The sequence below is a fragment of the Bacillus xiapuensis genome, assembly GCF_002797355.1.
Taxonomy (GTDB): domain Bacteria; phylum Bacillota; class Bacilli; order Bacillales; family Domibacillaceae; genus Bacillus_CE; species Bacillus_CE xiapuensis.
The window spans coordinates 1655491-1681528 of record NZ_KZ454939.1; the positions used below are offsets into that span (position 1 = coordinate 1655491).

The following is a 26038-nucleotide window of genomic DNA, read 5'->3' on the forward strand; positions in this document are numbered from 1 at the left end:
TTATTCTATTGAAAGGCCCTTCTTTGTTCAAGCTAATTCAATAACGCCAAAATGAAAGGCGGACGTTTTGCGCACTTGCTGCTGAAAGCCGAGCTGCTGAAATCTTTCTGACCGAAAGTGATCCTTTAATACGACCCGCTTTCTGGCCACCCGCATCGCTTCAGCCACCGCATCTTTAGAAAGGTGATCATAGAGCGCAAAATGCCTTAATCCGGCAATCCCTTCGGACTGTTCCACTGTTTCTGCAAACATTGGATCAAAGTACACGACGTCATAAGAGTTGTCAGGCAAAGAGCGCAGCACCTCTTGATAGGGGCTGGATATGACTTCAATCCGCTCCATTGCCCCCTCCAACTCTTTGCAGGGGGCGGGCCACTCTTTTAGCCCGCGGCTGACAATATAGGCAAGAAGAGGATGGCCTTCAATTCCCGTTACTTTTCCGCCGGCGCCGGCCACTAGGCTGGCAACGATGCAATCGCTAGCGAGACCGAGTGTACAATCCAGTACCGACATGCCCGCTGTAAGATTAGCAGCCGCAATATAAGGATCCTCTTCTCCCCGCAGCAGCCGCTTGACGCGAAAAGCCGCTGAATTCGGATGGAAGAAAAAAGGCTGCTCTTGCCCCAGCGCATACAGCTCCAGCCGATCTCTCGCTACGATCAAACAGCCTGTTTGGTACTCTTGCTGCAAAGCGTGTATCGACCGCTTTTTTCTTTTGATAAAAGGGTAGCCTAGCTCATCGGCTGCTCGCTGTGCTTTCATGTTCAAGTTTTCATCCGGTTTTCCTGCAGTTGAAATAATCATGCCGGCTCCTTCCTACTGGTGCATTCGCTTCTTAAAGCGCAAGCCGGCCGCTTATTTGCTTGCTGCAAATAAACGAGCCGGCTGTCCTTCGTATTCCATCCGATGGAGAGCTGAAGCAGAATGGGGATCATCCCCAGCACCATCTATTCGATTACTTGCAATGCTGATCGAAAGCGGATGTCAAGTTAGTTATAATAGAACTGATATCCTGGCCTTCTATTTGCTCCCGCGGAATGAAATGAACCACTTCTCGCCCCTTTAACAGCGCCATCGACGGAGAAGATGGCTCATATCCATCAAAATAGGTGCGCATCTCCGCCGTTGCTTCTTTATCCTGACCGGCAAATACGGTCACTAAATGATCGGGAGCCGGTTCATGTAAAATGGCTTGAGCCGCTGCCGGGCGTGCGAGACCGGCGGCGCAGCCGCAAACTGAATTCACCACAACTAAAGTGGTGCCTTCCACCTCTTTCATGAAGTCGCTTACTTCCGCCGCTGTTACTAGCTCCTTAAAGCCGGCATTCGTTAACTCCGCCCGCATTGGCTGCACCATTTGCCGCATATATTCTTCATAAGCATTCATTCGTTATTCCTCCGTATCTTGTTTTGTTCTTGCTTCCGTCATTTGTTTCCAGACAGATCCCTTGGCTTGTTCGCCGCCTCGAATGCGCTCCAGCGCCATTTTCACTTGCATTTTCACTTCAAACTCAGGATCATTCTCCGCCGCTTCCAAAGCGGGCAATGCGGTTTCATCTCCCGCTTCATATAGAAACATCGCCGCCCGCCAGCGGACAATTTTGCTTTTATCCTGCAAAGCCTTGCACATAGCGGGGATCGCTTCTTTAAAGCCAAGGTCGGACAAACAATCTCCCGCAGTTCGGCGAACGGTCACCGTTGGGTCTTGCAATCCTTTGTACAAAAACGGCAAGACTTTTTTATCTTCGATCATGCCAATGTACACCACAGCCAAGCGGCGAATCGCCGGTTTACTGTCTTCAAGCGCCAACGATAAGACGGGTAAATCACCAAGTTCAGGATCCTCAAGCTGTTCCATCCATTGATAACGGCGGCGCCAATCCTCTTCTTCCAGCCACATGGCTTCCGTCAGCTTTACCATGCTTCTTTTTTTCTCAGGAACCGGCTTTCCTGCTGCTCCGTGTTCTGCCAGCGCATTCAATCGTTCTTTAGGGTAAGCGGCGATGATTTCTTCAATTGTTTCTTTGCCAATATCTGTCAGATCGCCATAACGGACTCCGTAATCTTGCCATTCCCTTTGCAGCACATAATTATCATCCGACAGCTGCGCTTTCTGGAACGCTTCCAGAAAATAATCAGGCAAAGCGAAGCGCTTTTCTTCTGTTGCTGAAGTTAACTTTAACTGAATCGGAATGCCTTTAAACATTTGAATTGCCGCTTGAACTTCTCCGTATGCTTCTTGCGGCCCAGCCGGCTTTTCTTCTTGAGCTGTTTCTCCGAATACGCGGCGCACCTTAAGAAGTATTTGCTGCCAATCATATTTGCCGTTTCGTTCAACCGCCAAAAAGTCAGCAACATGATAGATTCCTTTCACGCCTTCAATCTTTAAGATCGACTTCAGCGGTTCTGCCGCCTCGTTTGCCTGATCGGCTTTATAATTATTGCTAGTGCCGGCCGGCAGCTCTTCATCCAGTAATATTTTCATTGTATTCGGGCTTGGCGTCGGTTCGATCTTTATAATTTTCAAGCAACGTCTCTCCTTTTCTACAGTAACGCTCAGCTGACCTCTTGCCGGGACAGCTGCTCACCGTGCATTCCTTGATTGAGCTTCAATCACACATCTGGTTACGGCCATTCTACCACAAAAAAATTTGGCGCTTGACTGATTTGCTCATTAGACAAACTCAGACAAATAACTCCAGCGTTCAATTAAGTGTTCAAGCTCCTCGTTCAGCGCCTCCAGCTCTTCGCTCAATAATTGCGCTTTCTCAAAATCACTTCCTGCTTGGTTAAGCTCTTGTTTTGCTTCAGCTATCCGCTTTTCTACTTGGGCTATCTTCTCTTCCAGTCCTTCCCATTCGCGCTGCTCATGATAGCTTAATTTCTTTTTGGCTTTTTTAGTAGGCTTTTCTTCCTTAGCAGCTGTTTTGACGGGGGAAGCTTCTTCTTTAACGGCTTCCGCTTGCTGTTTCAGATAATCGCTGTAAGATCCATAATAGGAATCAATCACACCATCCCCTTGAAAAATCAGCAATCGACTAGCAGTCTTATCAAGAAAATACCGATCATGGGAAACGGTAATCACCACGCCAGGAAAATCTTCTAAATAGTCTTCCAGCACCGTTAGCGTTTCCGTGTCAAGATCATTGGTCGGTTCATCCAGCAGCAATACATTGGGCTGGGCCATTAAAAGCTTTAATAAATAGAGACGGCGCTTCTCTCCACCGGATAATTTATAAATAGGGGTGCCGTGCACATGCATCGGAAATAAAAATCGTTCCAGCATTTGCGCTGCCGAGAGCTGATCGCCACTTTTTGTTGTAACCACTTCCGCTGATTCGCGGAGATAAGCGATCATGCGCATATTCTCATCCATGTCCGTTCGCTCTTGCGTATAATACGCCGCTTTCACCGTTTGGCCAGTCAAGAGCTCTCCGCTGTCAAATGGAATATTCTCAGTCAGCAAATTTAAAAATGTTGATTTCCCGCTGCCGTTCTTTCCGACGACCCCTATGCGGTCTCCCGGATGAACGAGTAAATTAAAATCTTTAAGTATAACGTTTTCCCCGAAAGCCTTCGAGACTTCCCTTAATTCAAATACTTGCTTCCCTAACCGAGTCCCCTTCATGGATAAGTCGATCTGCTCTTTATTGGGGCTTTGTCCGAGTGAGCCTTCAATTTCTTTGAAACGGTCCGCCCGGGCTTTTTGCTTCGTCGATCTGGCTTTCGCGCCCCGACGCATCCATGCTAATTCCCGGCGGTATAAATTGCGGCGCTTTTCTTCCGCCGCCGCTTGCTGCTCTTCACGTTCTGCTTTAGCGGCCACATAGCTTTGATAGTTTCCTTTATAGGAATAGATATGTCCTCCGTCTAATTCAAACATGCGATTGGTGACGTTATCAAGAAAATAACGGTCGTGGCTGACTAATAATACAGCCCCTGAGTATTTGCTTAAGTAGTCCTGAAGCCAATTGACCGTTTCATAATCTAGATGGTTGGTCGGCTCATCCAAAATCAAAAGGTCTGGCGTTTCAATTAATACTTGCGCTAAGGCTACTCGTTTCTTCTGGCCGCCTGACAGCTCACCAATTTTGCGGCTGAAATCAGCCACTCCCAATTTGGTTAAAATCACTTGTGCATTCGTGTTCGCTTCCCACGCTTCGAGCGCATCCATTTTCTTTTGCAGTTCAAACAGCCGATCCGCCACTTGCTGATCTCCCGGCTCCCGTTCCAGCGCCCCCAAGGTGCTTTCGTATTCCTTTAACAGCTGAACGATTGGGGCTTCACTTAAATACAGCTGATCCATAACCGTCAACTGCGGGTTCATATCCGGTTCCTGCGGCAAGTATGCAATGGAATAATCATTGGGTGCGGTGATTTGACCGCTGTCGGGAACGTCTTTCCCAGCTATAATCTTTAACAAGCTGGATTTTCCAGTTCCATTTACGCCAATCAGCCCAATTCGATCTTTCTCACTGATAGAGAAAGTCAAGCTGTCAAACAGCGTCTTTTCACCATAGGACTTCGTTACTTCGCTTACAGTTAAAACTCTCATTATATTCTTCCACTCCCGAGCGTCATAAATCTGTTGGGTTCCGCATCTAAAATGCCATCAGTCTCCCTCTTGAAAAAATGGAGCAAGAGAAGTCATGGCGCCTAAAGGTCCGATTGGATCGGACCTGCAAGAGGCAGGTGGCAAAGGCGCTGCAATAGGACATTGCGATGGCCGTCTTTGCTCTTCTTTTCAACAGAGGAGAAGCACAAGCCCCCTCTGTTTTGGAGTCACTTTATTGAATTGCTTGCGATCACTTGTAATGTGTCTGCGATAAATCCTACAAGCGCTGCCATTTCATCCATCATTTCCTCGGTAATGATCCGGTTGAAATGGAGGTGCCATTCGGCAGCCTTACCTGTTAAGCTGGAGTTTATTTGTTTTCGTTCCATCAGCCGGCCCTTTCCCCACAATTCTTCCAGCTTACTCATTTTCATTTCCGTCAAACTCGAGGCTGAACCCGAATAAATAATTTCCATTGTCACACCGGGAACAGCTCCTGGCAGCTGCATCAGTTCACCCGCCAGCTGTTTTACATCGGCTTGAATACTGATCGCTGCCTGAACCTCAGGAGCGGAGTTCAATGAAAAAACAATGGATGATTCCCTGGACATCGTCGCAAGGTCCACCGCATCTTTTCTTTCATGAACTTGAAATAAACCGGCTAAGTCCCGATCATACACTTCCCCATGAATGATAAATTTGATGTTATCGAAAGCGGCAGGATCGAACAAAAAACCTCCTCCTTCTCTCAAAAAGATGGAGGATGGTGATGCCATCCCCCCCTTATCTTCTTAAAACAGACCGATCGCTCTTCCGTGTTTGTCTACATCCATCGAGCAGGCTGCCGGTTTTTTGGGCAGGCCGGGCATTGTCATTACATCTCCCGTTAAAACCACAATAAAGCCGGCGCCGATCTTCGGTATTAATTCGCGAATATGAATCGTAAAGCCTGCCGGACGGCCTCCTTTTGCAGGATCATCGCTCAATGAATACTGCGTTTTCGCCATGCATACCGGCAGTCCGCCCCAGCCGCGCTCCGTAAATTCTTTCAGCTGCTTTTCCGCTTTGGAAGAGAATTCAACCCCTCTTCCTCCATAGACTGTTCTCACGATGGCTGTTATTTTTTCAGTTAGAGGCTGATCAAGCTCATATAAAGGTTTAAAATCAGCTGGCGTCTCATCGATTATCCGAATGACTTTCTCGGCTAAATCTAAGCCGCCAGCGCCTCCTTTCTCCCATACTTCCGTTAAGGAAAACAGCACTCCTTCTTCCTGGCACCATTTCTCTAACTGCTTGATTTCCGCTCCGGTATCCGTTGCAAAGCGGTTGATAGCGACGACAAATGGCACCCCGAATGCTTGAACCGTTTCCATATGCTTCTTTAAATTGGCTAAACCGGTGTGAAGCGCCTCTTCGTTTTCTTCCTTCAGCAGCTCTTTTGGCTGTCCGCCATGCATTTTCAGGGCGCGAATGGTTGCCACGATCACAACAGCACTAGGATGTATCCCTGCGGCTCTAGATTTTATATTGAAAAATTTCTCCGCACCAAGATCCGCTCCGAAACCAGCTTCTGTGACAACATAATCAGCGAGCTTCATCGCTGTTTTGGTAGCCATCACGCTATTGCAGCCATGAGCTATGTTCGCAAATGGGCCGCCGTGGATAAGAGTTGGCGTGTGTCCGATCGTTTGGACTAAATTAGGTTTTAATGCATCTTTCAACAGCAATGTCAGCGCTCCGGCAGCGCCTAAGTCTCCGCAAGTGACTGGCTGCTTATCTCTGTTGTAGCCAATGATCATTCGCGATAATCGGCTTTTCAAATCCTCAAGGCTATCCGCCAGGCAAAGAACCGCCATGATTTCAGACGCTACTGTAATATCAAATCCGTCCTCACGCGGCACACCCTGCGCTGCCCCGCCAAGTCCGATGACCACTTGACGAAGCGCGCGGTCATTGAGATCAACCGCCCGCTTCCAAACGATGCGGCGTTGATCAATTTGCAGTTCATTTCCTTGATGAATATGATTGTCAATCAATGCAGCGAGCGCATTGTTAGCGGTTGTGATCGCATGAATGTCTCCAGTGAAATGAAGATTAATCTCTTCCATTGGAATCACTTGGGCATAGCCTCCGCCGGCAGCTCCTCCCTTGATCCCCATCGTGGGACCTAAAGAAGGTTCACGCATCGCCGCCATTGTGTTTTTGCCCAGCTTATTTAAGGCATCCGCCAAGCCAACTGTAACCGTCGATTTTCCTTCTCCAGCCGGCGTTGGATTGATGGAGGTCACGAGAATGACTTTCCCGTCCGGATTTGTCTGTAACCGTTCAAGCGCTTCAAACGCTAACTTCGCCTTTGTTTTTCCGTATTGTTCAATATCCTCTTCCTGAAGGCCAATTTTTGCGGCAATTTCCTTTATTGGCTTTATAACAGCTGCTTGCGCTATCTCTATATCGCTTTTCATATTTGTATGTACAGTCATTCTTCTTCCTCCAGACTTATCTAACATAAGAAAATAAGAAAACTACCTAGTTGCTTAACAAAATCCGGCCATTCCACGACTGAAGCGGCAGCATCTTTTTTAAAAAACCGGGAGATGAGAGATCCTCATGTTTGAAGCTTCGCTCTATTTTCACCGTGAAGACAGACCGTTTACTATGTCTGCCCGCCTATAAGCCGCTTTTTACTCTCATTGTAAGTGAAACCTCTGATAAAGAGCAATAAAAATAAACCGTTCTTACACAAGAACGGCTTACGCAGGTGACGCGGATGGCTGGACAAGCGGGCTATTAGAAAAGTAGCGTAATGACTCCGTTTGAATATAATCAAATAATTGCTCATCTATAAAAGGAATATACTGCTTGGCAATGGCCCAAGCATTTCTTTCTATTTTTTCCAGAACAGAAATCTGATTCGTTTCAGCCAGCCGCTCACTTAATAGAGCCAGTTCTTTATCTAGTGCATGGCCTAATTCATGAGCCAGTACAATCCATTCGTATTCCCGCAGCCGATCAAGCGAGCCGAGGAGTCTTTTGCACTGAATCTCTATATCCTGGCGATACAGCGTGATCGCATGCGTGCTGGCTGAATATTTTCCGCCCACGCATCTCGATCCAGGAAAGGATTCTTCCATTTTCAATTGCAGAGTCGGATCCGCATTCTTTATAAAGGAGAAAAAATAATCCATCGTTTATATCTCATTTCCTTTTGTTTTTTTATGATGTGCAGCAATTAACAACCTCCTGCTGTACTGTATCCCGCATGTATGCGCCGTCAGTCTCCCGCTTCCACAATAAACAATAGAGGGAGAACTAAAAGGCGAAGCGAAGAACCGCGGCAGCTGAAATGCCGATTCGTTCGAAGCTGCAAAGGCACTGCAAGATTAGCCTTTATTCTTCTTTTCAGCAGCAGCGAATGAAAGAAATCCCCGCTCTTTGTAGGTTCCTTTATGGATGGAAAAGCTTCCAGAACAGCAGAAAAAACACCGCCTAATGAAGGAGCGGCTCTTTATTCGTCATGTTTTTTGGCGTTTGAAATCAGGTTCTTTTGAAGGGAAGGGTTTTCATTAAAAAACTCTATTAGATCCGCAATTCTGTCAATGGAATCCCAGCTCAAGTGGTGTTCAATTCCTTCCACATCATTATAGATGTTCTCTTCTTTTACACCGATGAGACGGAGAAACTCCTCTAACAGATCATGACGTGCGACAAGCCGCTTGCCGATATTCTTTCCTTTGTCGGTCAGGATCAGCCCGCGATACCGTTCATAAACGAGATATTCGTCCCTATCCAATTTTTGAACCATCTTCGTGACAGAGGATGGATGAACTGAAAGAGCTTCAGCAATATCAGAGACACGCGCATACCCTTTTGTATCTATAAGTAAATAAATTTGCTCTATATAATCTTCCATGCTAGGTGTAGGCATTGGAACCCTCCTGAATTTTACTCATAAGATAAAGTTTACTATAATAATGTGTGGAGTACAAGGTGAGGAAAACATCCGGGAGCCCCCTTGCCTTCTGCTAAATTGTTTGCAAAAAATTGATTTCAAAAAAACTTGAATTCTTTTCCTCTCTTTTCTTGACTAATATATGGAGATATTGTATATTGAAGACATTACTTATAGAAAACCTGTAAGTGATGAATATTTTGATTTGAGCACATAAAGATATAATGTGTTTCGAAGATTTAGGAGGATTCATTATTATGCAAAACGGTAAAGTAAAATGGTTTAACAACGAAAAAGGTTTCGGATTTATCGAAGTGGAAGGCGGAGACGACGTATTCGTTCACTTCACAGCAATCGAAGGTGACGGCTACAAATCTTTAGAAGAAGGTCAAGAAGTTTCTTTTGAAATCGTGGAAGGAAACCGCGGACCTCAAGCTGCTAACGTTACTAAGCTATAATAACCTAAAAGCGCTAAAGCCGGCATAAGTTGCCGGCTTTTAATTTTTTCTCCCATCACTCGGCAAGCTGCTCTCCGCATTTTTTAAGCTGCTCTCCGACTGTGCATTGAGTTATGCAGAATTTATGCGCATAAGCCTTTCCGTATTCTTTGCGAAAGGTTGCTTTTAATAAACAGCCTTGACAATAAGTTTGAAGCAAGTTCTCTACTTGATCAAATACTTGCTTTCGCTTCAACTTCCTCACACCCTTCCTGCCCGTTCTAGGCCGCTTCTTTACGACAGAATCGCATGACTGCGGACAAACACTTCCTGTAATGCCTGATTAGCTAATTTATCCGCTTCTTTATTCCGTTTTCTTTCAATCGGCTTGTATGCAGGCTGAATCCCAAGCTTATCAATCGCTTGTTCAATCCGATCCAGCCAGCTGTTTAGCCCTTGTTCAAAGCACGGCCACTCTCCGGCCAGCTGCTTTAATACCACTTGTGAATCTCCCTTTATTGTAACGGGAATTTGTTTCACTCCTATTTTTTCGAGCTCCTGAACAGCCCGATATAAAGCTGCATATTCCGCTTCATTATTGGAAGATAATTGCATCAGCCGTTCATTCACACGGAGCCGCCACTGTTCACCGTTCTTTTTGTAGTAAACGGCAACTCCGATGCCTGATGCTCCGGTCTGAAGATCGTATCCTCCATCAAAATACACTTCTACTTCACCTGGCTCCTCATCCAATTGCCGATTCAGTTTACTAAATTCCTTCAATGTCCATTCATTCTGCATTTCATCCATGATGGCCACCGCTTTCAATCGCCCGCTCTTTTGCAAGTCTTCAATGATCGGACGCACATCTTCCTTTGGCAGCCAATTCGATTGGAAATCTGCTTTTAGCCCCTTCTTATCGTATGTCCATCTAATCTGCATCTTCATGGATATCCCCTCTTTCTTCTTGACCGATATGTTCAGTTTTGTATAATGTACGTTAGGCGTTAAGTGATCCTTCCAACAGCCGGAGTTTTCTCTGTTAAATAAGCACGAAAACGAACCTTGCAGCGTCTTTGCATCCTGCAGGCCCGAACGAACCGGACCTTTAGGTGCGTGTTCTCCCGCTTCGCCTTTTGCTTCTCCCTTCCACTTATGAAGGGGCATACGGCAACTTATATGCGAGATCAAACAATTGAACCCATTCGCCATATGGCAGGAGGAGTATCATGTTTAATGAATGGTTTGGATTTATTTTTGTTCTAGTTAACTTTACTATATTTTTAGCCATGTATCGACTGTTTGGCCGCACAGGGCTGTTTGTCTGGGTCGGAATTTCTACCATTTTGGCTAATCTGCAGGTGGTAAAAACGATTGAAATATTTGGTTTAACAGCCACTTTGGGAAATACCATGTACGGAACGGCCTTTTTAGCCACCGATTTGCTGAATGAGCGATACGGGAAAGCAGCTGCAAAGAAAGCGGTTTGGCTCGGCTTCTTTACCCTGCTGATGATGACAATCATCATGCAAATGGTATTGCTTTTTGAACCGGGATCTTCCGATTTCGCCCAAGGGCCAATGGAGGATTTATTTACTCTTTTGCCGCGCATTGCGATCGGAAGTCTGGCTGCTTATTTAATCAGCCAGTTTGCAGATGTTTATATTTTCTCCTTTTTGCAGAAAAAATTCCCGAAAGACTCACAGTTCTGGATTCGAAACAACGGCAGTACAATGATTAGCCAGCTCCTTGATACATTCGTATTTACAACCATCGCTTTTCTTGGAGCATTTCCCCCGGAGGTTTGGCTGCAAATTTTCTTTTCTACGTATGCCTTGAAATGGATTGTCGCTGTGATTGATACTCCATTTGGCTACTTGGCCAAGCGCTTTCCTGAATAAGGAGAATAAAGACGTCAGGCTGATTGGCACAGTTCATCTATGCCAATTATTTTTATGAAAACAGCCGGCAATGAAACTTGCCCATATTGCCAATCATTGTACTTTTCCGTAAAATGAACTTCTACAAGGGAGGGGAAAGCTATTGATTGAAGTGTACACGGATGGAGCCAGCACAGGTTCACCCGGATGGGCAGGGGCTGGCATTTTCATTAAAAGGAAAAGAGAAGTGGAAAGACACTCCTTTCCGCTTGGGCGGTGCGATGTGCATGAAGCCGAATTTCAAGCGGTGATAAAAGCAATGGAGCTGCTGAGGAACGAAAAGGCGGAAGTGATTTCACTTAGAAGCGACTCTCAAACGGTGGTGCAAGCGATCGAAAAGCGATATATTCACAAACAGCAATATAAACCGCTTTTATCCGCCATCTTGCAGCTAGCAGAAACGTTTCCGCTGTTTTTTATCAAATGGGTGCCCAGTAAAGAAAACAAGGCTGACTCACTGGCCCGAAAAGCAATTCGCCTCAACGAAAGAGCAGACGGACTATAAGACTGCCTTGTGAGCTTTCTTTATTGTTTCGCAAGCGCCTTCAATTGAGGTATCGCTTATGTCATCATGGAACATGCGATTGAAGAGCCAACCTTCCTTACAGCTTTCCTGCTTTTGCCGGCGATTCTGTGCCATCGCCGGCAAGCGCCACCCTAGTAAAAAAGCGGCGCATCCTCCTGCATTACCGGATGAATAGCCTCTCGAAACTGCTGTTTCTCTGACTGCTTGCGGAGCCTTCCCCCGTTCGGAAGCTGCCGATTATTTGAGCAGCCCCTGAGATTCCGCAAACTGCATAGCCTCTATTCGACTGTCTGTTTTTTGCTCTTTCAGCCGCTCAAGCAAAGATAAAAAGAAGCTGCCATCAAACTGTTTTTGGGCCTTCAGTGTGATTTCCACCGCCGCCTTCACTAGACAATCAGAGGCATCTGTATATTTCTTCCCGAAATAAATGAAGGCAATCATATCATCTGAAAACTTAAAGCCTTTCGCTTCAAGGCACAATAAATAGGCATCTAACGTTTGATCCTTCCTCATTTCATTTTCACCTCTAACTTTATCGAAACGGATGGGCGCTTTCCGCAGCTGCTAACTGGGCGAGATGACGGCGAAGAACTTTCAATTCCAGCTGCTCCACAGCTTGCTCAGCTGCGCTGCTGATGCCTTCCCATCTAGCGTCATGAATACTCCATTCCAATGGTACTCGGCAGTCAATTTGCGCCAGCTGCTGAAAGACGCGGAGCCTTGCCACATCTTCTGTTATATTTCTGCGCTGGGCGGGGGTTAATTGATCCGCATTCTGCAAAATTTGCTCTATCGTTCCGAATTGCTGAATTAATTTAAAGGCTGTCTTTTCACCGATTCCCTTCACACCGGGATATCCGTCGCTCGGATCTCCCATGAGTGCCTTCACATCAATAAATTGCTTCGGCGTTACTCCGTACTGCTCCTGAAAACTCTGTACTGAATGAGTCAAGTAACGGCCAAAGCCCTTCTGCAAAAGCATCACCTCAATATTATGATCTAAAAGCTGCAACAAGTCTTTGTCTCCTGTTAAGATCGTGACTCTCCGCTCTTTATGGTCGCTTTTGGCAATCGTACCGATGCAATCATCCGCTTCATAGCCGGCCAATCCGATATTCGGGAACGAAAAAGAAGCCGCTACATCCTTCGCTAAGTCAAATTGGGGAATTAATTCCACAGGCGGCGCCGAGCGATTCGCTTTGTACGCAGCAAATAAGTCATTTCGAAATGTTTGGCTTCCCATATCCCAGCAAACAGCCACATGAGTCGGCTGAACATGCTCTACAGCCATTAATAAATGCTTCATAAATCCTTGCACGCCATTCGTCGGCATGCCTTGAGAATTTATCATAAACTGCCTGCTGACCGCCGTCGCAAAAAAAGCTCGAAACAATAAGGCCATGCCATCAGCCAGCAGCAAATGTTCTTGTTTATTCATTTTCTCACCTCCATACTATTCTACCACATTCACAATCTCTTATTAAAAAAGACAAGACAACAATCTTTTTCCCACAAAAAACTGCCCCCTTATAGAGGCAGTCAGCTCTTTATTCACTCTCTCCCTTTGCCACCGGCAGTTCTTGATAGGAAGACCAATCGCTGTAGCTTCCCGCATACAGCTTAACATCACGAAAGCCGGCTGCTTTCAACGCGATAATATTAGGCGTAGCGGAAACTCCGGAGCCGCAATAGACAATGACCGGCTTGGTGCGGTCGAGCTTGCGGAAGCGTTCCATTTGCTGCTGCGGGGATTTCCAATACCCCTCTTTTAAACTGTCTAGAAAGAAATAGTTTTGAGCGGAAGGTATATGCCCCGGCACTCTGTCAAGCGGTTCCACTTCCCCTTTATAGCGCTCAGCGGCGCGCGAATCAATCAGTGTAGCTGGAGCGCCGTGCAAAGCCGCTTCCTTGACCTCCTCCAACGTTGCAAGCCAATCCGTCTGCAGATTAATAGCAAGCTGGCCCAGAGCAGGCGGAGGAATTTCTTGTGTGACTGGCAGCCCTTGTTCCTTCCACGCTTTGAACCCGCCGTCCAGAACATACACCTTTTCATGTCCTATATACGAAAGCAGCCACCAGAAGCGCCCCGCAAACATAGCTTCTCCCTGATCATAGGCCACCACCGTTGACCGCTCCGTAATTCCGAAGGACTCCAGCACAGCCTGTAGCTGCTTCACATCCGGCAGCGGGTGCCGGCCACCGTGGGTCTGTTCAGGGCCGGATAAATGGCGTTCCAAATCCGCGTAAAAAGCGTTGGGAATATGGCCGGCTTTATAAGCTTCCTCTCCAGCCTGAGGATCCATTAAATGAAATCGGCAGTCGACAATAACTACATCCGGCTGATCCATGCATGCGGCCAGCCACTCAACAGATCGTATATAATTCAAAGCGTTCTCCTCCTTTAATGGCGGCTCGCTATTACCAGCTGCCAAAAGCCTTTTTTCATGAGCCGAATAACCGGCTCTTTCGGATTCCAACAGTCAAATCGATACTCAGGCTTCGTGTGATAACCTAAACGGCGGCAAAAATAACGCATACCTCTTTCATTTTTCATCGGCTGAAAGTGGCGGCATGTGGCGCATGCGTGAAAACGGCGGATTATTTCATCCTTGTGTTTGCTGAAGTTCAACCAGCGTCATCTCCCATTCCTCAATGCTCTCCGCATGATCCAGCACTTCAAGCCATGCGCTGAACTGTTCTTTTATGTCTGTAAGGATCGTTTCCTTGATTATTTCCATGCCCGAATGCAATTCTTCAAATGCCCAATCCCGCATTTTTTCTTTTTCGGCTGCTAAGTAACGATCAGCGAGAGCAGAGATTTTTTCTTCCAATTGCTCTTGCATTATTTGCTTCTCATTTTTCTCAAAGAAAGTCTTGGCGTTTTTATAAAGAGCCAATTCTTTAGCAAATGCCGATAATGATTCCTGGGCAAAAGCGGTTGGAAACTCCGGCGTTTCTTTCGATGCCCATTCCAAAGGTGAAAACGATAATTGCGGCTGAATCTTGTGATAATGATGCTGTAGATGGGCATGCTTTTCAGACAGCAGCTGGTGAACATGATTTTCTGCCCGTAAGCTTGTCGCTCGCATTTCTTGCGCTAAATCATAGCCTACTGCCTGGAGCAATTCTTTCAGCGCATGCTGTAAAGCGGTCTTTATAGGCTGTGTGCTTAAGGCAGCCGGATTAAATGTCTCCTTAAAGAAATCAGTAAAGCGGTAAAAGACGCGCTGTTTCACGTAATAAACCAATTCATCCATCTCTTGGGATAATCTTTTTTCCAATAGCTCTTCTGTTTCCCTTGCCAGATGGGCGGTGATGTTGTGCTGCTGCTCGGTCAGCTGCTGGCGTTTTTGCTCACGGTTCTCCCGGTTTTCTTTGGCAGTGGCGATCAGCTGGCGCAGTCTTTCCAATCCGCGCTCGCATTCCGCTTCAGCCGACTGAACCGCCATCTTTGTCAAATCACCTTCGAGAAAGCGCTGAAAGGCTTCCTTAAACGGACAAAGGTTAGAGGCTGGATGATCGGTTTCTCCCCGCTCATTCTCCTGTATCGCCAACAAGCTTGAAACACCATACAGCCGCGGGAAGCGAATCCCGTATTGCGAGAGCTGAGCTTTGACATAATTCTGCACTTCGGAAACTTCTTCATCATCTTTCGCTAAGTCAATTGCATTGACGATAAAGAACATTTTATCCAGTTCAAATGCATCCTTTACTCGTCCCAATTGAATAAGGAACTCGCGGTCTGCTTTTGAAAACGCATGATTATAATAAGTGACAAAGAAGACAGCATCTGAATTTTTAATGTACTCAAATGCAACGCCGGTATGACGGGCATTGATAGAGTCAGCCCCTGGCGTATCGACAAGCGTGATTCCCTGCCTTGTAAATTCACAATCATAATACAAGTCGATCGATTCAACAAAGCAGCTTTGTCTTTCATTGGCAACAAAGCCTTGGAACGCCGGGAGATCAACCGTCAAGGTCTTCCCCAAATATTTTTTATATTCTTGATAGCCCTCATGGAACGCTCTCAGGAAAGATAAGTGAATTTTTTCCCTTCCCTCTCCTTCATTGGATTGGAGCAATTTAGGAATGATTTCATTTGCCTGCTCAAGCGAGACGGCGACGCGGTCAAAGAGCTCTAATGAATCGGATAGATCTTTCAAGAGCTGCTCTCTTGATTTCAAATGAATATCGGCTGTCCGATGACTGTGCCGGTTATCTGACGGATGGATCCGGTTCACAGCGGCCGTTGTCGGATTAGGTGAAACCGGAAGCACTTTCTCTCCAAGCAAGGCGTTTGCAAACGATGATTTTCCGGCGCTGAAAGCACCGAATAAAGCGATCGTATAGGTTCTATTGGCAAGGCGCTCCGCCTTTTGCGACAGGCGGCTGACAAAGCGGCTGAATCCTGGAATTCCTTCAAGATGGCGCGTCATATGCTTTAATTTATTCACCGTGCCCTCAACAGGCACCGCAGACGATTCAGCTTCGAAAACGGGCTCTTCCTCCCTGTCCTCAAGCTCGCGGAAAGAAGCTGTCTCCGCTTCTAGATCCCCGCTGAATACCGTCATTTGCTGGCGTTCAGCGTCCCACTCTTGTACAAAGTGCTGAAAGCGTTCTGGCAAGGCGTCCGCAGAACGGGTCATTTGTTCATGCAGAAGGCGGCTGCGTTCTCTGGAGGCTTCGTCCAGTTGGCGCAGCTTGCGCACAGCTTCTAATTTCTGATGCCAATGGTCCCACTCCTCCTTTAACTGCCGGCAGTCCGCTGCAAACTGCCCGGTCATTTCATGAGCGGCTTTGTCTTTTAATTGATCAGACACTTGCCGAGCATTTTTTTTCAGCTGATTGGCGACTTCATCGCAGTAATTTAACACGTAGTCACCGGTTACCCGCGCTCCGGGCTTAATCGCATTCTTAATTAAGGATGAATCAAACGAAACAGCAAACTCCTCTGCTTCCATTTGCAATGAATCGTCCGTCAGTCCGCTTGACTTTAGCCATTTGCTCAGCAGCTGACGCAAATGCCATTCCAGCTGCGATTCTGCTTTTTCCTTTAGATCCTCCATTAAAGCTTGCAAGCGTCTAGCTCTCTCTTCCTCTGTCTTTTTCTTGCTGAACAGCAACCCAACTTTAAATTCCGGCTGGGCCGCTTCCAAGTAATCCTTGGCCAATTCGCGCGTGGAAGCTGGCATTAAATAAGCATTTTTCAATACCTGTTCACGGCTCTCTTCGAATGCTTGCACGAGCGCTTCCGGGTCCCGCTTCTCAAGCTCTGCTTTTGCTCTTTCTTCCTTCGCTGCGATTTCTTGTTCATTCCACTGCTCCCCAAGAACGGAAAGCAGCTGCTGGCGGTTCTCTTCCTGGCTGTCTTGCAGCCATTTAAGATGTTCGTTTACTAAGCGGTTCATCATCGTTTCAGCGGAACGCAAAGTCAGCTGCTCCCGATCAGACATGCTTTTTTGAATCAGCGCTTTGACCTCTTCAAAATCATTATATGGCAGTTCCCGATCCTTCAAGCTCGTAAAGAAAAACTTTTCGGGATGAACATTCCAGGAAGCGAAGGAATCATAAACTGATTGCTGAAACGCATCAAATGTTAATTCTTCTTCTTGGTGTTTATCGATTTGGTTAATGATTAAATAAAGCTTTACCCCGTGAGCGAGCAACTCTTTTGTATAAATAAAATTCAATTCGGACTGCACATGATTGTAGTCCATCACATAAAACACCATATCAGCCAAATGGAGAGCAGATTCAGTGGAAATGCGGTGAGCATCGTCCGTTGAATCCACTCCCGGGGTATCCATAACCGTGACCTCCGGAGGCAAGCTGGATTGCTCATGGCCAATTTCAATAGCTTCTACCTCTTCTCCATTTTTGCAATATTCTTTCACTTTTTCAAAGCGGTACGGCGCTTTGAACAAAAGCGGCTGGCGATCCTTATAAAATACCTTGGCAAAATCCGCTTCTGCCTTATGTACTTTCACTAAATTAGCACTCGTCGGAATCGGGCTAGACGGCAGCAGCTGTTCCCCGGTCAGCTCGTTGATCATCGTTGATTTTCCCGCAGAAAAATGGCCGCAAAAAGCGACAATAAATTCTTCTTCCTGAAGCTTTCTCAAAAAAAGCTTGGCTTTCTTTGCCCGCTCTTCGTCGCCGCATTTTTCAAATATATCATGCAGCCAGACGGTTCTGGCAATTGTTTCTGTGAATGGATGTTGTTCAGTAGCTAATGGCATTCTTCTCTAACCCCTTATTCTATGTTCAATTCATTGATTAGTCCGCTGTCTTATCTCCTATTGTATACGATTTCAGGCGACTTTCCCATCTTAAATAACAGAAAAGGAAGAAGGCTGTCTGCAGCCTTCTTCCTTTTCTTTTACCCGCTCTTCCCGAGCTTATGCATTGTCTACATGATGGACGACATATTTCATAACTCCTCCATAAACGACAACAGTCGCCACGGCAAATACCCAAACCATGATGGACGCCCCTTCCCTCATTTACTTCATTCATTTATCAATCAGCTTTTTAATATTGAGAATAGTTTTCATGTTCAATTACATGTTATCATGAACGATAATGATTTTCAATAGCATTCCTTATGAGTCAATTAAGCCTTTATAGAGCGGCGATTTTACCTTTTCGTAAATGCCTCGCTGTAATCGGTCCATTGGTTTAATGCTTTTTCTTCTACTGGAATGCGAATGGCTAGCATCATCTGATTCAAAATAAAATATAAAACAAGCGTTCCATATGCTTGGAACATCAGCGGGATTAAAATCAGTTCGCCGGTGACCACCAAGTAATTAGGGTGTCTGACATATTTAAACGGCCCCTTGTTGACCGCTTTCTCATGCTTCAGCACAAGGATCTTCGTATTCCAGTAGCGGCCCAGCGATGAAATTGTCCAAAGCCGAATCATTTGCAGCACAAGAAAAACGCAAAAGATAAGCGGCCAGAGCGGATGGAGCTGCATTTGCTTCCATTGAACTTCTATCCATAAAGCAATAAAGAAACTGGCATGCAGCAGCACGATCAAGGGATAATGGCTGGCGCCGAATTCTTGTGCCCCCCGCCGCTTCATCCACCGCTCATTTCTTTTAGCATAGACTAGTTCGCCAATTCGCTGAATGACTAAAAAACTAAAGAATAAAAAAAAGAACATTATTCCCACCTCAAAGAAAGCATATATGCGCTAAATCCCGGCCCCAAAGCCAGTGCAAGCCCGCACTCCCCAGCTGTGATCGCTTGATCGAGGTACTTCTTTAAAACAAACAACACCGTCACTGACGACATATTTCCATATTGCTCAAGGATTTGTTTGGAAATGCTGAGCTGCAGGGGAGATAGCCGCAAGCATTCTCCGTAGGCATCGAGTACTTTTTTTCCGCCGGGATGAACGATGATATGCTTAATTTCATCTAATGACATATCTTGCTGATTGAAGAATTGCTTCACCTGAGGGGCTAGCCATGTATTCACAATCGTCGGAATGTCTTTTGAAAATACAACAAAAAACCCATCATTCTTAACCGTCCATCCCATCACGCTCTCAGAGTTTTTCATCAGCACCGTCCGTGCAGCCTGAATCACAGGCAGAGCTTTTTCCTCCTGAAGAAATGATTGACTTCTTTCTCCGGCGACAAGCGCACAAGCGGCTCCATCCGCAAATAAGGATGTGCCGACTATATTGCTTTTGGATAAGTCTTCCAGTTGAAAGGTCAGACTGCACAGCTCGACGGCAAGCACTAGCACCTGCGCTTGCGGATAAGCGCGGCAATAATCATAGGCGCGCGCCAAACCTGAAGCACCGCCTCCGCAGCCCAAGCCCCAAAGAGGAATTCTCGTCACCGTTGGCGAGAAAGGCAATTGATTCATGATCCTCGCGTCCAAGCTCGGAGCTGCCAGACCGGTTGTTGAGACGGTTATAATCGCATCAATATCTTGATAATCCACCCCCGCCTCCTCTATACAACGTTTAATTGCTTTACCGCCCAACTCCACTGCCGTCTCGATGAAACCATTGTTTTTTTCTTCGAAGCTATGAGATTGTTTAAACCACTCCAACGGTCTTGATACATATCTCGTTTGTATGCCACCATTTTCAAAGACAGACAGCAGCCGTCTAATTTTTGGATTATCTTTCCCATACAATTCATAAATCAATTGCTTTGCTTCTTCTTGTTGAATTCGATAGGGTGGTACCGCTGTCTGCACAGCTAGGATCTTTGCCATTTCCATCTCTCCGCTTCGTTTGGATAAGTATATTGTTCCTTGAAGAGAGAATTCTATACAAACAATCAAGCCAATTTGCAGGCGGGTGTTTTCTCTCATTCCCCGCTGCCGAACAAAGGCTAACATCGCAGCGCCGTTCCAACACCTTTTTCACCGGCACCGTGCAGGCCGGCCATTGAGATGCCTCCCCTCGCCAGCCTTTGGTTTCTCACTCCTCCTTGAAGGGGCGCTTCATCCGAGATAAAAAAGAGCCTTCCCTGCGTTCTGACTCGCAGGGAAGGCTCTGATTTATGAAATCTTTTGTTCTGTCAATTTCAACGCTTGCTTGGCTTTTCCGCCGATTTCATTAAAGATAATATTCAATATAATGGCTGTCATGCTGCCGGCAACAATGCCGTTCCCCGTTAAGATTTTCACGCTCTTGGGCAAGTGAGCAAACAAATCGGGAACCACGGTCACACCAAGGCCCATGGCAATGGAACAGGCAATGATTAATAAATTTTCTTGAGAGGACATATCGACCCGGCTCAGCATCTTAATTCCTTGAGCCACCACCATACCAAACATGGCAATCATCGCGCCGCCCAGTACTGCAGAAGGAATAATCGTTGTGAACGCGCCGATCTTCGGCACAAACCCCAGCACAATTAAAAAGCCCGCCGTATAAAAAATGACATTGCGTGATTTCACGCCCGAAAGTTGCATTAAACCAACATTTTGCGAAAAGGCGGTATAAGGAAACGCATTGAAAACCGCCCCCATGATGATGGCCAATCCTTCTGCGCGATAGCCTTTAGCCAAATCTTGTTCGCTCAGCTTTTTGTTGCAAATGTCTCCCACCGCAAAGTACACGCCAGTCGATTCCACTAAACTAACCATCGCTACTAGGATCATCGTCAAAATCGCTGTGCCCTCAAAAGTTGGCGTCCCAAAATAAAACGGCTGCACGAAATGAAACCATGAGGCCTCCTTGACCGGAGTGATGTCCACCTTGCCCATCATAAAAGCAGCGGCTGTTCCTGCCACCAAGCCAATAAGAACCGCAATAGACCGGATAAATCCGCGAGACATCCGATACAGGACAATGATTAAAAGCAATGTGCCAAATGCGAGGGCTAAATTAACGGGAGAACCGAAATCCGAACTGCCTGTCCCGCCTGCCACATTATTCATTGCAACCGGAATGAGTGTCACGCCAATAATGGTGACGACCGACCCGGTCACTACCGGCGGAAAGAATCGAACCAGCTGGCTGAAAAAGGAAGAAACAATCAGTACAAACAGCCCTGATGCCAATATGGCTCCATAAACAGCAGAAACACCGAAAGATCCGCCGATGGCAATCATGGGCCCTACAGCTGTGAACGTGCAGCCGAGCACAACCGGCAAACCAATCCCGACAAAACGCCCCTTCCACACTTGAAAAAAGGTGGCTATTCCGCACATGAGAATATCAATGGAAACTAAATAAGTAAGCTGCTCAGGTGTGAGTCCCAAAGCTCCGCCAACGATCAGCGGCACAATGACCGCTCCAGCGTACATAGCCAGGACGTGCTGCAAGCCTAATGAAGCGGTTTTAGCAACAGCCGTTTTCATACAGTCGCCTCCTCGGCAAAGATGACTTGACCATTTTTCAAAGATTGCACACGAACCAGTGACTCAACCCGAACATTTTTTTCTCTTAGTAAGCGCCCGCCATCCTGAAAGGCTTTCTCAATCACAATACCAATTCCCGCTACATAAACACCAGCCTGCTCTGCGATATCCAGCAGTCCAAGTGCCGCTTGCCCATTCGCAAGGAAATCGTCCATAATCAGCACGCGGTCCTTTTTGGAAAGAAACTGACGGGCCACCGCTATTCGATTCGATTGCTGCTTCGTAAAGGAATACACTTCAGCGGTCAACAAGTCCTCCGTTAACGTTAAAGATTGCCGCTTTCTAGCAAAAACAGCCGGCACATTCAGCTCTAATGCCGTCATCACACTCGGTGCTATCCCGCTAGATTCAATTGTCAATATTTTTGTAATGCCCTCTTCGGCAAAAAGGCGGGCAAATTCCTGTCCCATTTCCTTCATCAGCTGCGGATCAATCTGATGGTTTAAAAAGGAATCCACCTTTAAAACGTCCTTTGAAAGCACTTTGCCTTCTTGAACGATTTTATCTTTTAAACTTTGCATAAATATATCCTCCCCACCTGTTTTGGATCTTCGGGATGCACAAAAAAACCCAAAGATCATTCCATTCCTCAAAAAGAGTGAAGCAATGCCCTTTAGGTTTTCCGAATACGCCAAAAACGGCGGTTCGTCACTGCTCACTCATAGTCGAATAATTTACGGTTATTCGGTAGAAACTTGCAGGCCCTATTCCCGCGATTATATGAGCGAATGTTTATTTTCATATATAATATACAGTAGATTAACGTATAAAAATGATTTTGTAAAGAGCTTTCCACCTATAGGATACGCGTTTCCCTTTTCTACAGTGGACCAAGATCATACATAAATTTTATTTTTATAAAATCAAGATAAAAAGGAGCCAGTTCATTAATTTTTTGTTGAAAATCGGACGTTAATAAAGTGAAATTCATGCAGTAGGAGTTTTCTTCCATCCCCTACTGCATGTTAGTTGAACGAATCAGGCATTTAGGTCCCGTTTTCCTCATTTAGATCTTTTGTAGCAACTCAGGTCTTGATTTGGGCGTCTTACGGCATCTTACATACGAGATCAACCTGACCATTCTTGTATTTAATTTATTTGTTCTTGTCATTGTCCAGTAGGACACAAAGTATTAAATTTCACTAAAATTTTCTGTGCAACTTGTTCATCACTGATAGCATAGCACTACTTGTACACAGGGCTTGTTCGTATTCTTCTATTTAAAAGCTATTGTTTTAATATTTTTTTCATTTAGGAAGTCTTCTATTTTTTGCTGTTCTCTACCATTAACGATTTTTGATTGATCGATGAGTGGTTGAATGTTCACTTTTGGAAATTTACCATTGCCGAGATCTTCATCTAATTCAACTAACACCTCATCTAGTTCAGCAAGAAATGTATTATACGTAGTAATGTATCGGCTAATTCTTTTCGTTTCTTCTCGATAACCTTCTGGCAACGTATTGTGGGCTATGTAACTGGAAAAATTCTCATCATTTTGTTTGATTAATTTGGTGATTTCAGCCAATTGTTCTAATTGATTTTTAGTCAGTTTTTCTCCTTCATCTAGTATATCTTGAAAAGGATAACTCGCTTGATCTAACTTAGTATGACTGTCTAAATATGTTTTGATGCTTAATTTTAACTCTTCTTCATTAATTTCTTGATTTTGTTTTTCAGAACTAAAAATTTTATCAGTGATTTCCACATTCTGTATAGAAGTTTTTTCGTCTGCTGTCTGATCAATCATTTCATCCTCTGAACATGCCGTTAAAGTGATAAGAAATAAAAAACTAAAAAATAATCTTTTCATTAGATATTCTTCCTCCTTGCAATTGATAAATTCCATCTTAAATATTTAATGAATAGGTGAGCAGCAAATTTGGCGATATAATATCCTAGGATAGCTAAAAGAGAACCAATGATAACGCCTTTCATCGTCTCTAGAATATCTGCAATTCCAATTGTACTAAAGCCCTTTACAAACCCAATTACAATTAAAATGAGCGGAGAAAGAATCATAATAGGGACACCAATGACATAAGCTGCTATAAATGGTGTGAGTATTAACAAGAAAAATAAGCTAATTGCAATGACGATACTATTCATTAAACTTAATCCCATCATCGAAAACAATGCTGCAAACATATTTCTTATACTTTTTTCCTCATCTACCATCTTCATTGCATATACAGCATTTAACTCTTTCGCAATTTCTTTAGGTGAACCAAGCGATTCTACAATCTGACTCTCTTGTTTTCCTTCTTCTAGACCCATCCTAAAATATTCCTCATAGTCTTGTAAAATCTCTTCTTTTTCATTTCTGGATATCTTCCGTAATTCTCTTTTCAACTCTACCAAAAATTGTTTTTTACTCACTTTCTCTCCGCCTCCTTTAATAATTGATTTACGCCTTTAGAAAACGCCTTCCACTCGTCCATCAATTGCGATAAGTATGCACGACCGTGATCAGTTATCCGGTAATATTTTCTTGAAGGTCCTTCGCTTGATTCCTGTAAATAAGTTGTGAAATAGCCTTCCTTTGTCAACCTTCTTAATAAAGGATAAACAGACCCCTCCGATATTTCGATCTGCTTTGAAATTGCCTGAACAAGTTCATATCCGTAGCAATCCTTTTTATCAAGTAATACAAGTACGCATAGTTCAAGCACTCCTTTTTTAAATTGAACATTCAAAGAATCCTCACCCCATCTCTGCAATCTTTTAACTAGAATAAAGTATTATATAATGAACAGTACCTATCTATAAAAAATAAGATAAGTATATTATAGTGACTGGTACTGTTTATTGCAAGGTACAGTGCAAATAAACTACTAAAATAACTTTATATGTCTTTCAAAAGTGATTTTAGCCAAAAAAAACACTCGACGCTAACAATGAACGTGAGCAATTGTATTTAGTCTTCAGTTAAGAACGTATCTGCTGACATTCGAATAAAGTGAAACTTCATTCAGTAGGAGTTTATTCCATCTCCTACTGAATGTTAGTCTAACAAATCGGGCATTTAGGTGCCGTTTCACCCACTTAGGTCTTGATGTCGGCGTTAAGGATATTTTCAAAAAATTGAACTTTTTGTTGTGCATGCTTTTTTAGCATCATTTTTTCTGGTCGAATCCCCTGCTCATTCAGTACTTTAATAGTAAGAAACAAGTCAATTAATTTCTAACGTTTTCGATATAATAATTTGGATTTGAATCCCTTTGTGTTTCTTCGGGAAACTGAGTGTGGGTAGCCAATTCGTGAAGTTATAGGTAAGCAGACTCAACAACATTCGAGATTTATTAACGGGAAAATCATGGCTTTTCATCTGATCGAAACCAAAGCCATCTTTCTCTTTTTTTTGATGAAATTTTCCATTGTGCCATGCTGTTGATAAGATGTGACAATTGCTTGAGAAGAAAAGCTTTCACCAAGATTCGTCACAAAATAAGCATGCGAAAAGAACATTTCACCAGCAGGACGAGTGGATTGAATAATTATACGCCGAGGCTTCGACCAAGAAGATGCTTGATAAATAGACGCTTCGACATAGCTTTCTGTTACGGACACATCACGAATTTCAGGTGCTGGATGTAACTCTTCCGCAAGTGCTTTTAACTTGGCGTCCGCTTTTAAACGGATGATATAGTAAACTGATTCCTCTTCGCACAATTCATATAGATCAGGCACTGCGAAACCACTATCGCCACGGACGAGATAAGACTTTTCAGGAAAAACTTCGTTATAGTGATTGACGAGTGGTCGTATGAAACCCACTACTCCATTAGAAGTATAAACGTTTCCTGGACGCAATTGAGCTTTCAAAAAATCACCCGTTAGCCCATCAAATGCGACCAGTGGATGAAAGTCTGTTGAACCATAATGTGCGTTGTAGGAAGAATTTTTTTGGCTTCCGTATGTATCGGCATGTGTCGAATCTAGGTCAAAAATGAGTGCCTTCGACTGTCGGACACGATGAACCCGATCCAGTAACGCCTGATTTGCCAATTGCAGTTGTTCTAGGGCTTGCGTGTCAAAATGCTTAAAAAATTGCGATAACGACGGTTGAGAAGCGAGTGCAGGTGTATCAAGAACTTATGTAAAAACTGGGTCGTATGTTAAACGGTCCGCTGCATCGTCCTCTTGATAACCAGCGATGAGTTGATAGATTTTTTGACGAAGAAGCTATTCATTTTCATGAATACAATACATGCGTTCAGCATTTAGCTGGAGATGTTTGGCGATAGTTTGTGAAAATCCCATCTCTCATCAAATTTATGGAAAATGACTGCACCAGTATCGGAAGAAAATGCGCCTCTAGCGTTGGATAATTTAATAGAACGCTTGAAATGTAAAGGTTTTTGCGTTAAAAAATCTAATATTATTTAAATAATTATCCCCTCTACTTCCTTACCTCCCCTTTATTACCTATTTGTCACACAATTTATTCATACTTTTTTCACATTTAGTTCACAACAGGAAGAAAATGGCGTGATAATTCTCACAGATTAAAACTATTTTCCACTTTATGATAGTGGTAACGAAGTCATATAAACAGGGGATGAAAGGAGGCAACTCACTTGGCTCAATTAGAAACAAAGAAAACAGAAGTCAAGATGCGCCGCGAGGAAGGTTCTGAATTAAAAGGAACATTATATGCTGTTTTTGGATTAGGCGCCTTTTTGATTATTACTTGGCTGATAGTTTATTCCATTTTCTTGGAACGTTTTTAAA

The 26038-nt window shown here is 44.6% G+C and carries 27 protein-coding genes, 1 pseudogene and 1 riboswitch; of the genes and pseudogenes, 4 read left to right on the plus strand and 24 right to left on the minus strand.

The genetic code is table 11. The features are described 5' to 3' along the window. Positions 1–27 precede the first annotated feature (27 nt). From CEF20_RS08210 to mntR, 9 genes are all read right to left on the minus strand, one after another. Positions 28–804 (minus strand): class I SAM-dependent methyltransferase, encoded by a 777-nt coding sequence (locus CEF20_RS08210; protein ID WP_100331348.1) that lies wholly within the window; start codon positions 802–804, stop codon positions 28–30. Next, the gene (locus tag CEF20_RS17320) at positions 801–935 is read right to left on the minus strand and encodes a hypothetical protein (protein ID WP_269799218.1); all 135 of its coding nucleotides are present in this window, start codon (positions 933–935) and stop codon (positions 801–803) included. Before CEF20_RS17320 ends, CEF20_RS08210 begins: the two co-directional genes overlap by 4 nt. Positions 936–955: 20 nt before the next feature. Beyond that, on the minus strand, positions 956–1387 hold the full coding sequence (locus tag CEF20_RS08215; protein WP_100331349.1) for a BrxA/BrxB family bacilliredoxin: 432 nt from the start codon (positions 1385–1387) through the stop codon (positions 956–958). A gap of 3 nt (positions 1388–1390) precedes the next feature. Continuing rightward, positions 1391–2527 carry a conserved virulence factor C family protein gene (locus CEF20_RS08220; RefSeq protein ID WP_100331350.1) on the minus strand — a complete coding sequence of 379 codons (1137 nt, stop codon included), beginning with the start codon at positions 2525–2527 and terminating at the stop codon, positions 1391–1393. Between the two features lie 147 nt (positions 2528–2674). After that, entirely contained in the window at positions 2675–4555 is a 1881-nt protein-coding gene (locus tag CEF20_RS08225) for an ABC-F family ATP-binding cassette domain-containing protein (RefSeq protein ID WP_100331351.1), read from the minus strand. A gap of 227 nt (positions 4556–4782) precedes the next feature. Further along, on the minus strand, positions 4783–5286 hold the full coding sequence (locus CEF20_RS08230) for a hypothetical protein (RefSeq protein ID WP_100331352.1): 504 nt from the start codon (positions 5284–5286) through the stop codon (positions 4783–4785). A gap of 60 nt (positions 5287–5346) precedes the next feature. Further along, a complete protein-coding gene (locus tag CEF20_RS08235; protein ID WP_100331353.1) occupies positions 5347–7035 on the minus strand; it encodes a formate--tetrahydrofolate ligase in 1689 nt (562 codons plus the stop codon). 270 nt (positions 7036–7305) lie between these two features. Beyond that, entirely contained in the window at positions 7306–7740 is a 435-nt protein-coding gene (locus CEF20_RS08240) for a hypothetical protein (RefSeq protein ID WP_100331354.1), read from the minus strand. 320 nt (positions 7741–8060) lie between these two features. Next, positions 8061–8480 (minus strand): transcriptional regulator MntR, encoded by a 420-nt coding sequence (gene mntR / locus CEF20_RS08245; RefSeq protein WP_100331355.1) that lies wholly within the window; start codon positions 8478–8480, stop codon positions 8061–8063. 281 nt (positions 8481–8761) lie between these two features. Between mntR and cspD the strand changes: the two genes are divergently transcribed. Continuing rightward, entirely contained in the window at positions 8762–8962 is a 201-nt protein-coding gene (cspD, locus tag CEF20_RS08250) for a cold-shock protein CspD (RefSeq protein ID WP_024422747.1), read from the plus strand. Between the two features lie 55 nt (positions 8963–9017). On the opposite strand, the gene CEF20_RS08255 is transcribed toward cspD, so the two are convergent. Continuing rightward, on the minus strand, positions 9018–9197 hold the full coding sequence (locus CEF20_RS08255) for a zinc-finger domain-containing protein (RefSeq protein ID WP_100331356.1): 180 nt from the start codon (positions 9195–9197) through the stop codon (positions 9018–9020). 38 nt (positions 9198–9235) lie between these two features. Then, positions 9236–9889 (minus strand): reverse transcriptase-like protein, encoded by a 654-nt coding sequence (locus tag CEF20_RS08260; protein WP_100331357.1) that lies wholly within the window; start codon positions 9887–9889, stop codon positions 9236–9238. Between the two features lie 281 nt (positions 9890–10170). On the opposite strand from CEF20_RS08260, the gene CEF20_RS08265 reads away from it, so the two are divergent. After that, positions 10171–10842, plus strand: a complete 672-nt coding sequence (locus tag CEF20_RS08265; RefSeq protein WP_100331358.1) for a queuosine precursor transporter — start codon at positions 10171–10173, stop codon at positions 10840–10842. Positions 10843–10993: 151 nt separating this feature from the next. Next, complete coding sequence (locus CEF20_RS08270; RefSeq protein ID WP_332849201.1) at positions 10994–11386, plus strand: ribonuclease HI family protein; 393 nt, start codon at positions 10994–10996, stop codon at positions 11384–11386. Positions 11387–11644: 258 nt separating this feature from the next. Here the strand turns inward: CEF20_RS08270 and CEF20_RS08275 are convergent, their stop codons facing one another. The 13 genes and pseudogenes from CEF20_RS08275 to CEF20_RS08335 form a co-directional block, all read right to left on the minus strand. Further along, positions 11645–11920 carry a DUF6123 family protein gene (locus tag CEF20_RS08275; RefSeq protein ID WP_100331360.1) on the minus strand — a complete coding sequence of 92 codons (276 nt, stop codon included), beginning with the start codon at positions 11918–11920 and terminating at the stop codon, positions 11645–11647. A gap of 19 nt (positions 11921–11939) precedes the next feature. Then, positions 11940–12845 carry a 5'-3' exonuclease gene (locus CEF20_RS08280; RefSeq protein WP_100331361.1) on the minus strand — a complete coding sequence of 302 codons (906 nt, stop codon included), beginning with the start codon at positions 12843–12845 and terminating at the stop codon, positions 11940–11942. A 109-nt stretch (positions 12846–12954) separates the two neighbouring features. Continuing rightward, on the minus strand, positions 12955–13794 hold the full coding sequence (locus tag CEF20_RS08285; RefSeq protein ID WP_100331362.1) for a sulfurtransferase: 840 nt from the start codon (positions 13792–13794) through the stop codon (positions 12955–12957). A gap of 14 nt (positions 13795–13808) precedes the next feature. After that, the gene (locus CEF20_RS08290; RefSeq protein WP_408607785.1) at positions 13809–13961 is read right to left on the minus strand and encodes a hypothetical protein; all 153 of its coding nucleotides are present in this window, start codon (positions 13959–13961) and stop codon (positions 13809–13811) included. A gap of 49 nt (positions 13962–14010) precedes the next feature. Beyond that, positions 14011–17649, minus strand: coding sequence for a dynamin family protein (locus CEF20_RS08295; RefSeq protein ID WP_100331364.1), 3639 nt, complete (start codon positions 17647–17649; stop codon positions 14011–14013). Positions 17650–18047: 398 nt separating this feature from the next. Then, positions 18048–18578 carry an isoprenylcysteine carboxyl methyltransferase family protein gene (locus CEF20_RS08300; RefSeq protein ID WP_100331365.1) on the minus strand — a complete coding sequence of 177 codons (531 nt, stop codon included), beginning with the start codon at positions 18576–18578 and terminating at the stop codon, positions 18048–18050. Then, positions 18578–19648: a type III polyketide synthase gene (locus tag CEF20_RS08305; protein ID WP_100332050.1), complete on the minus strand. Its 1071-nt coding sequence runs from the start codon at positions 19646–19648 to the stop codon at positions 18578–18580. The genes CEF20_RS08300 and CEF20_RS08305 overlap by 1 nt, the downstream gene beginning before the upstream one ends. Positions 19649–19936: 288 nt before the next feature. Further along, complete coding sequence (locus tag CEF20_RS08310) at positions 19937–21244, minus strand: nucleobase:cation symporter-2 family protein (protein ID WP_100331366.1); 1308 nt, start codon at positions 21242–21244, stop codon at positions 19937–19939. Beyond that, on the minus strand, positions 21241–21825 hold the full coding sequence (locus CEF20_RS08315; protein WP_100331367.1) for a xanthine phosphoribosyltransferase: 585 nt from the start codon (positions 21823–21825) through the stop codon (positions 21241–21243). Before CEF20_RS08315 ends, CEF20_RS08310 begins: the two co-directional genes overlap by 4 nt. Positions 21826–21946: 121 nt before the next feature. Next, positions 21947–22048: riboswitch (purine riboswitch) on the minus strand. Positions 22049–22520: 472 nt separating this feature from the next. Then, on the minus strand, positions 22521–23117 hold the full coding sequence (locus CEF20_RS08320) for an NDxxF motif lipoprotein (RefSeq protein WP_100331368.1): 597 nt from the start codon (positions 23115–23117) through the stop codon (positions 22521–22523). Next, positions 23117–23683: an HAAS signaling domain-containing protein gene (locus CEF20_RS08325; RefSeq protein ID WP_100331369.1), complete on the minus strand. Its 567-nt coding sequence runs from the start codon at positions 23681–23683 to the stop codon at positions 23117–23119. The genes CEF20_RS08320 and CEF20_RS08325 overlap by 1 nt, the downstream gene beginning before the upstream one ends. Continuing rightward, positions 23680–24000, minus strand: a complete 321-nt coding sequence (locus CEF20_RS08330) for a PadR family transcriptional regulator (protein WP_100331370.1) — start codon at positions 23998–24000, stop codon at positions 23680–23682. Before CEF20_RS08330 ends, CEF20_RS08325 begins: the two co-directional genes overlap by 4 nt. Positions 24001–24482: 482 nt before the next feature. After that, positions 24483–25686: pseudogene (locus CEF20_RS08335) on the minus strand (IS1380 family transposase); the annotation flags it as partial. A gap of 198 nt (positions 25687–25884) precedes the next feature. On the opposite strand from CEF20_RS08335, the gene CEF20_RS16590 reads away from it, so the two are divergent. Then, positions 25885–26037, plus strand: coding sequence for a hypothetical protein (locus CEF20_RS16590; protein WP_157796230.1), 153 nt, complete (start codon positions 25885–25887; stop codon positions 26035–26037). Position 26038: the final 1 nt, after the last annotated feature.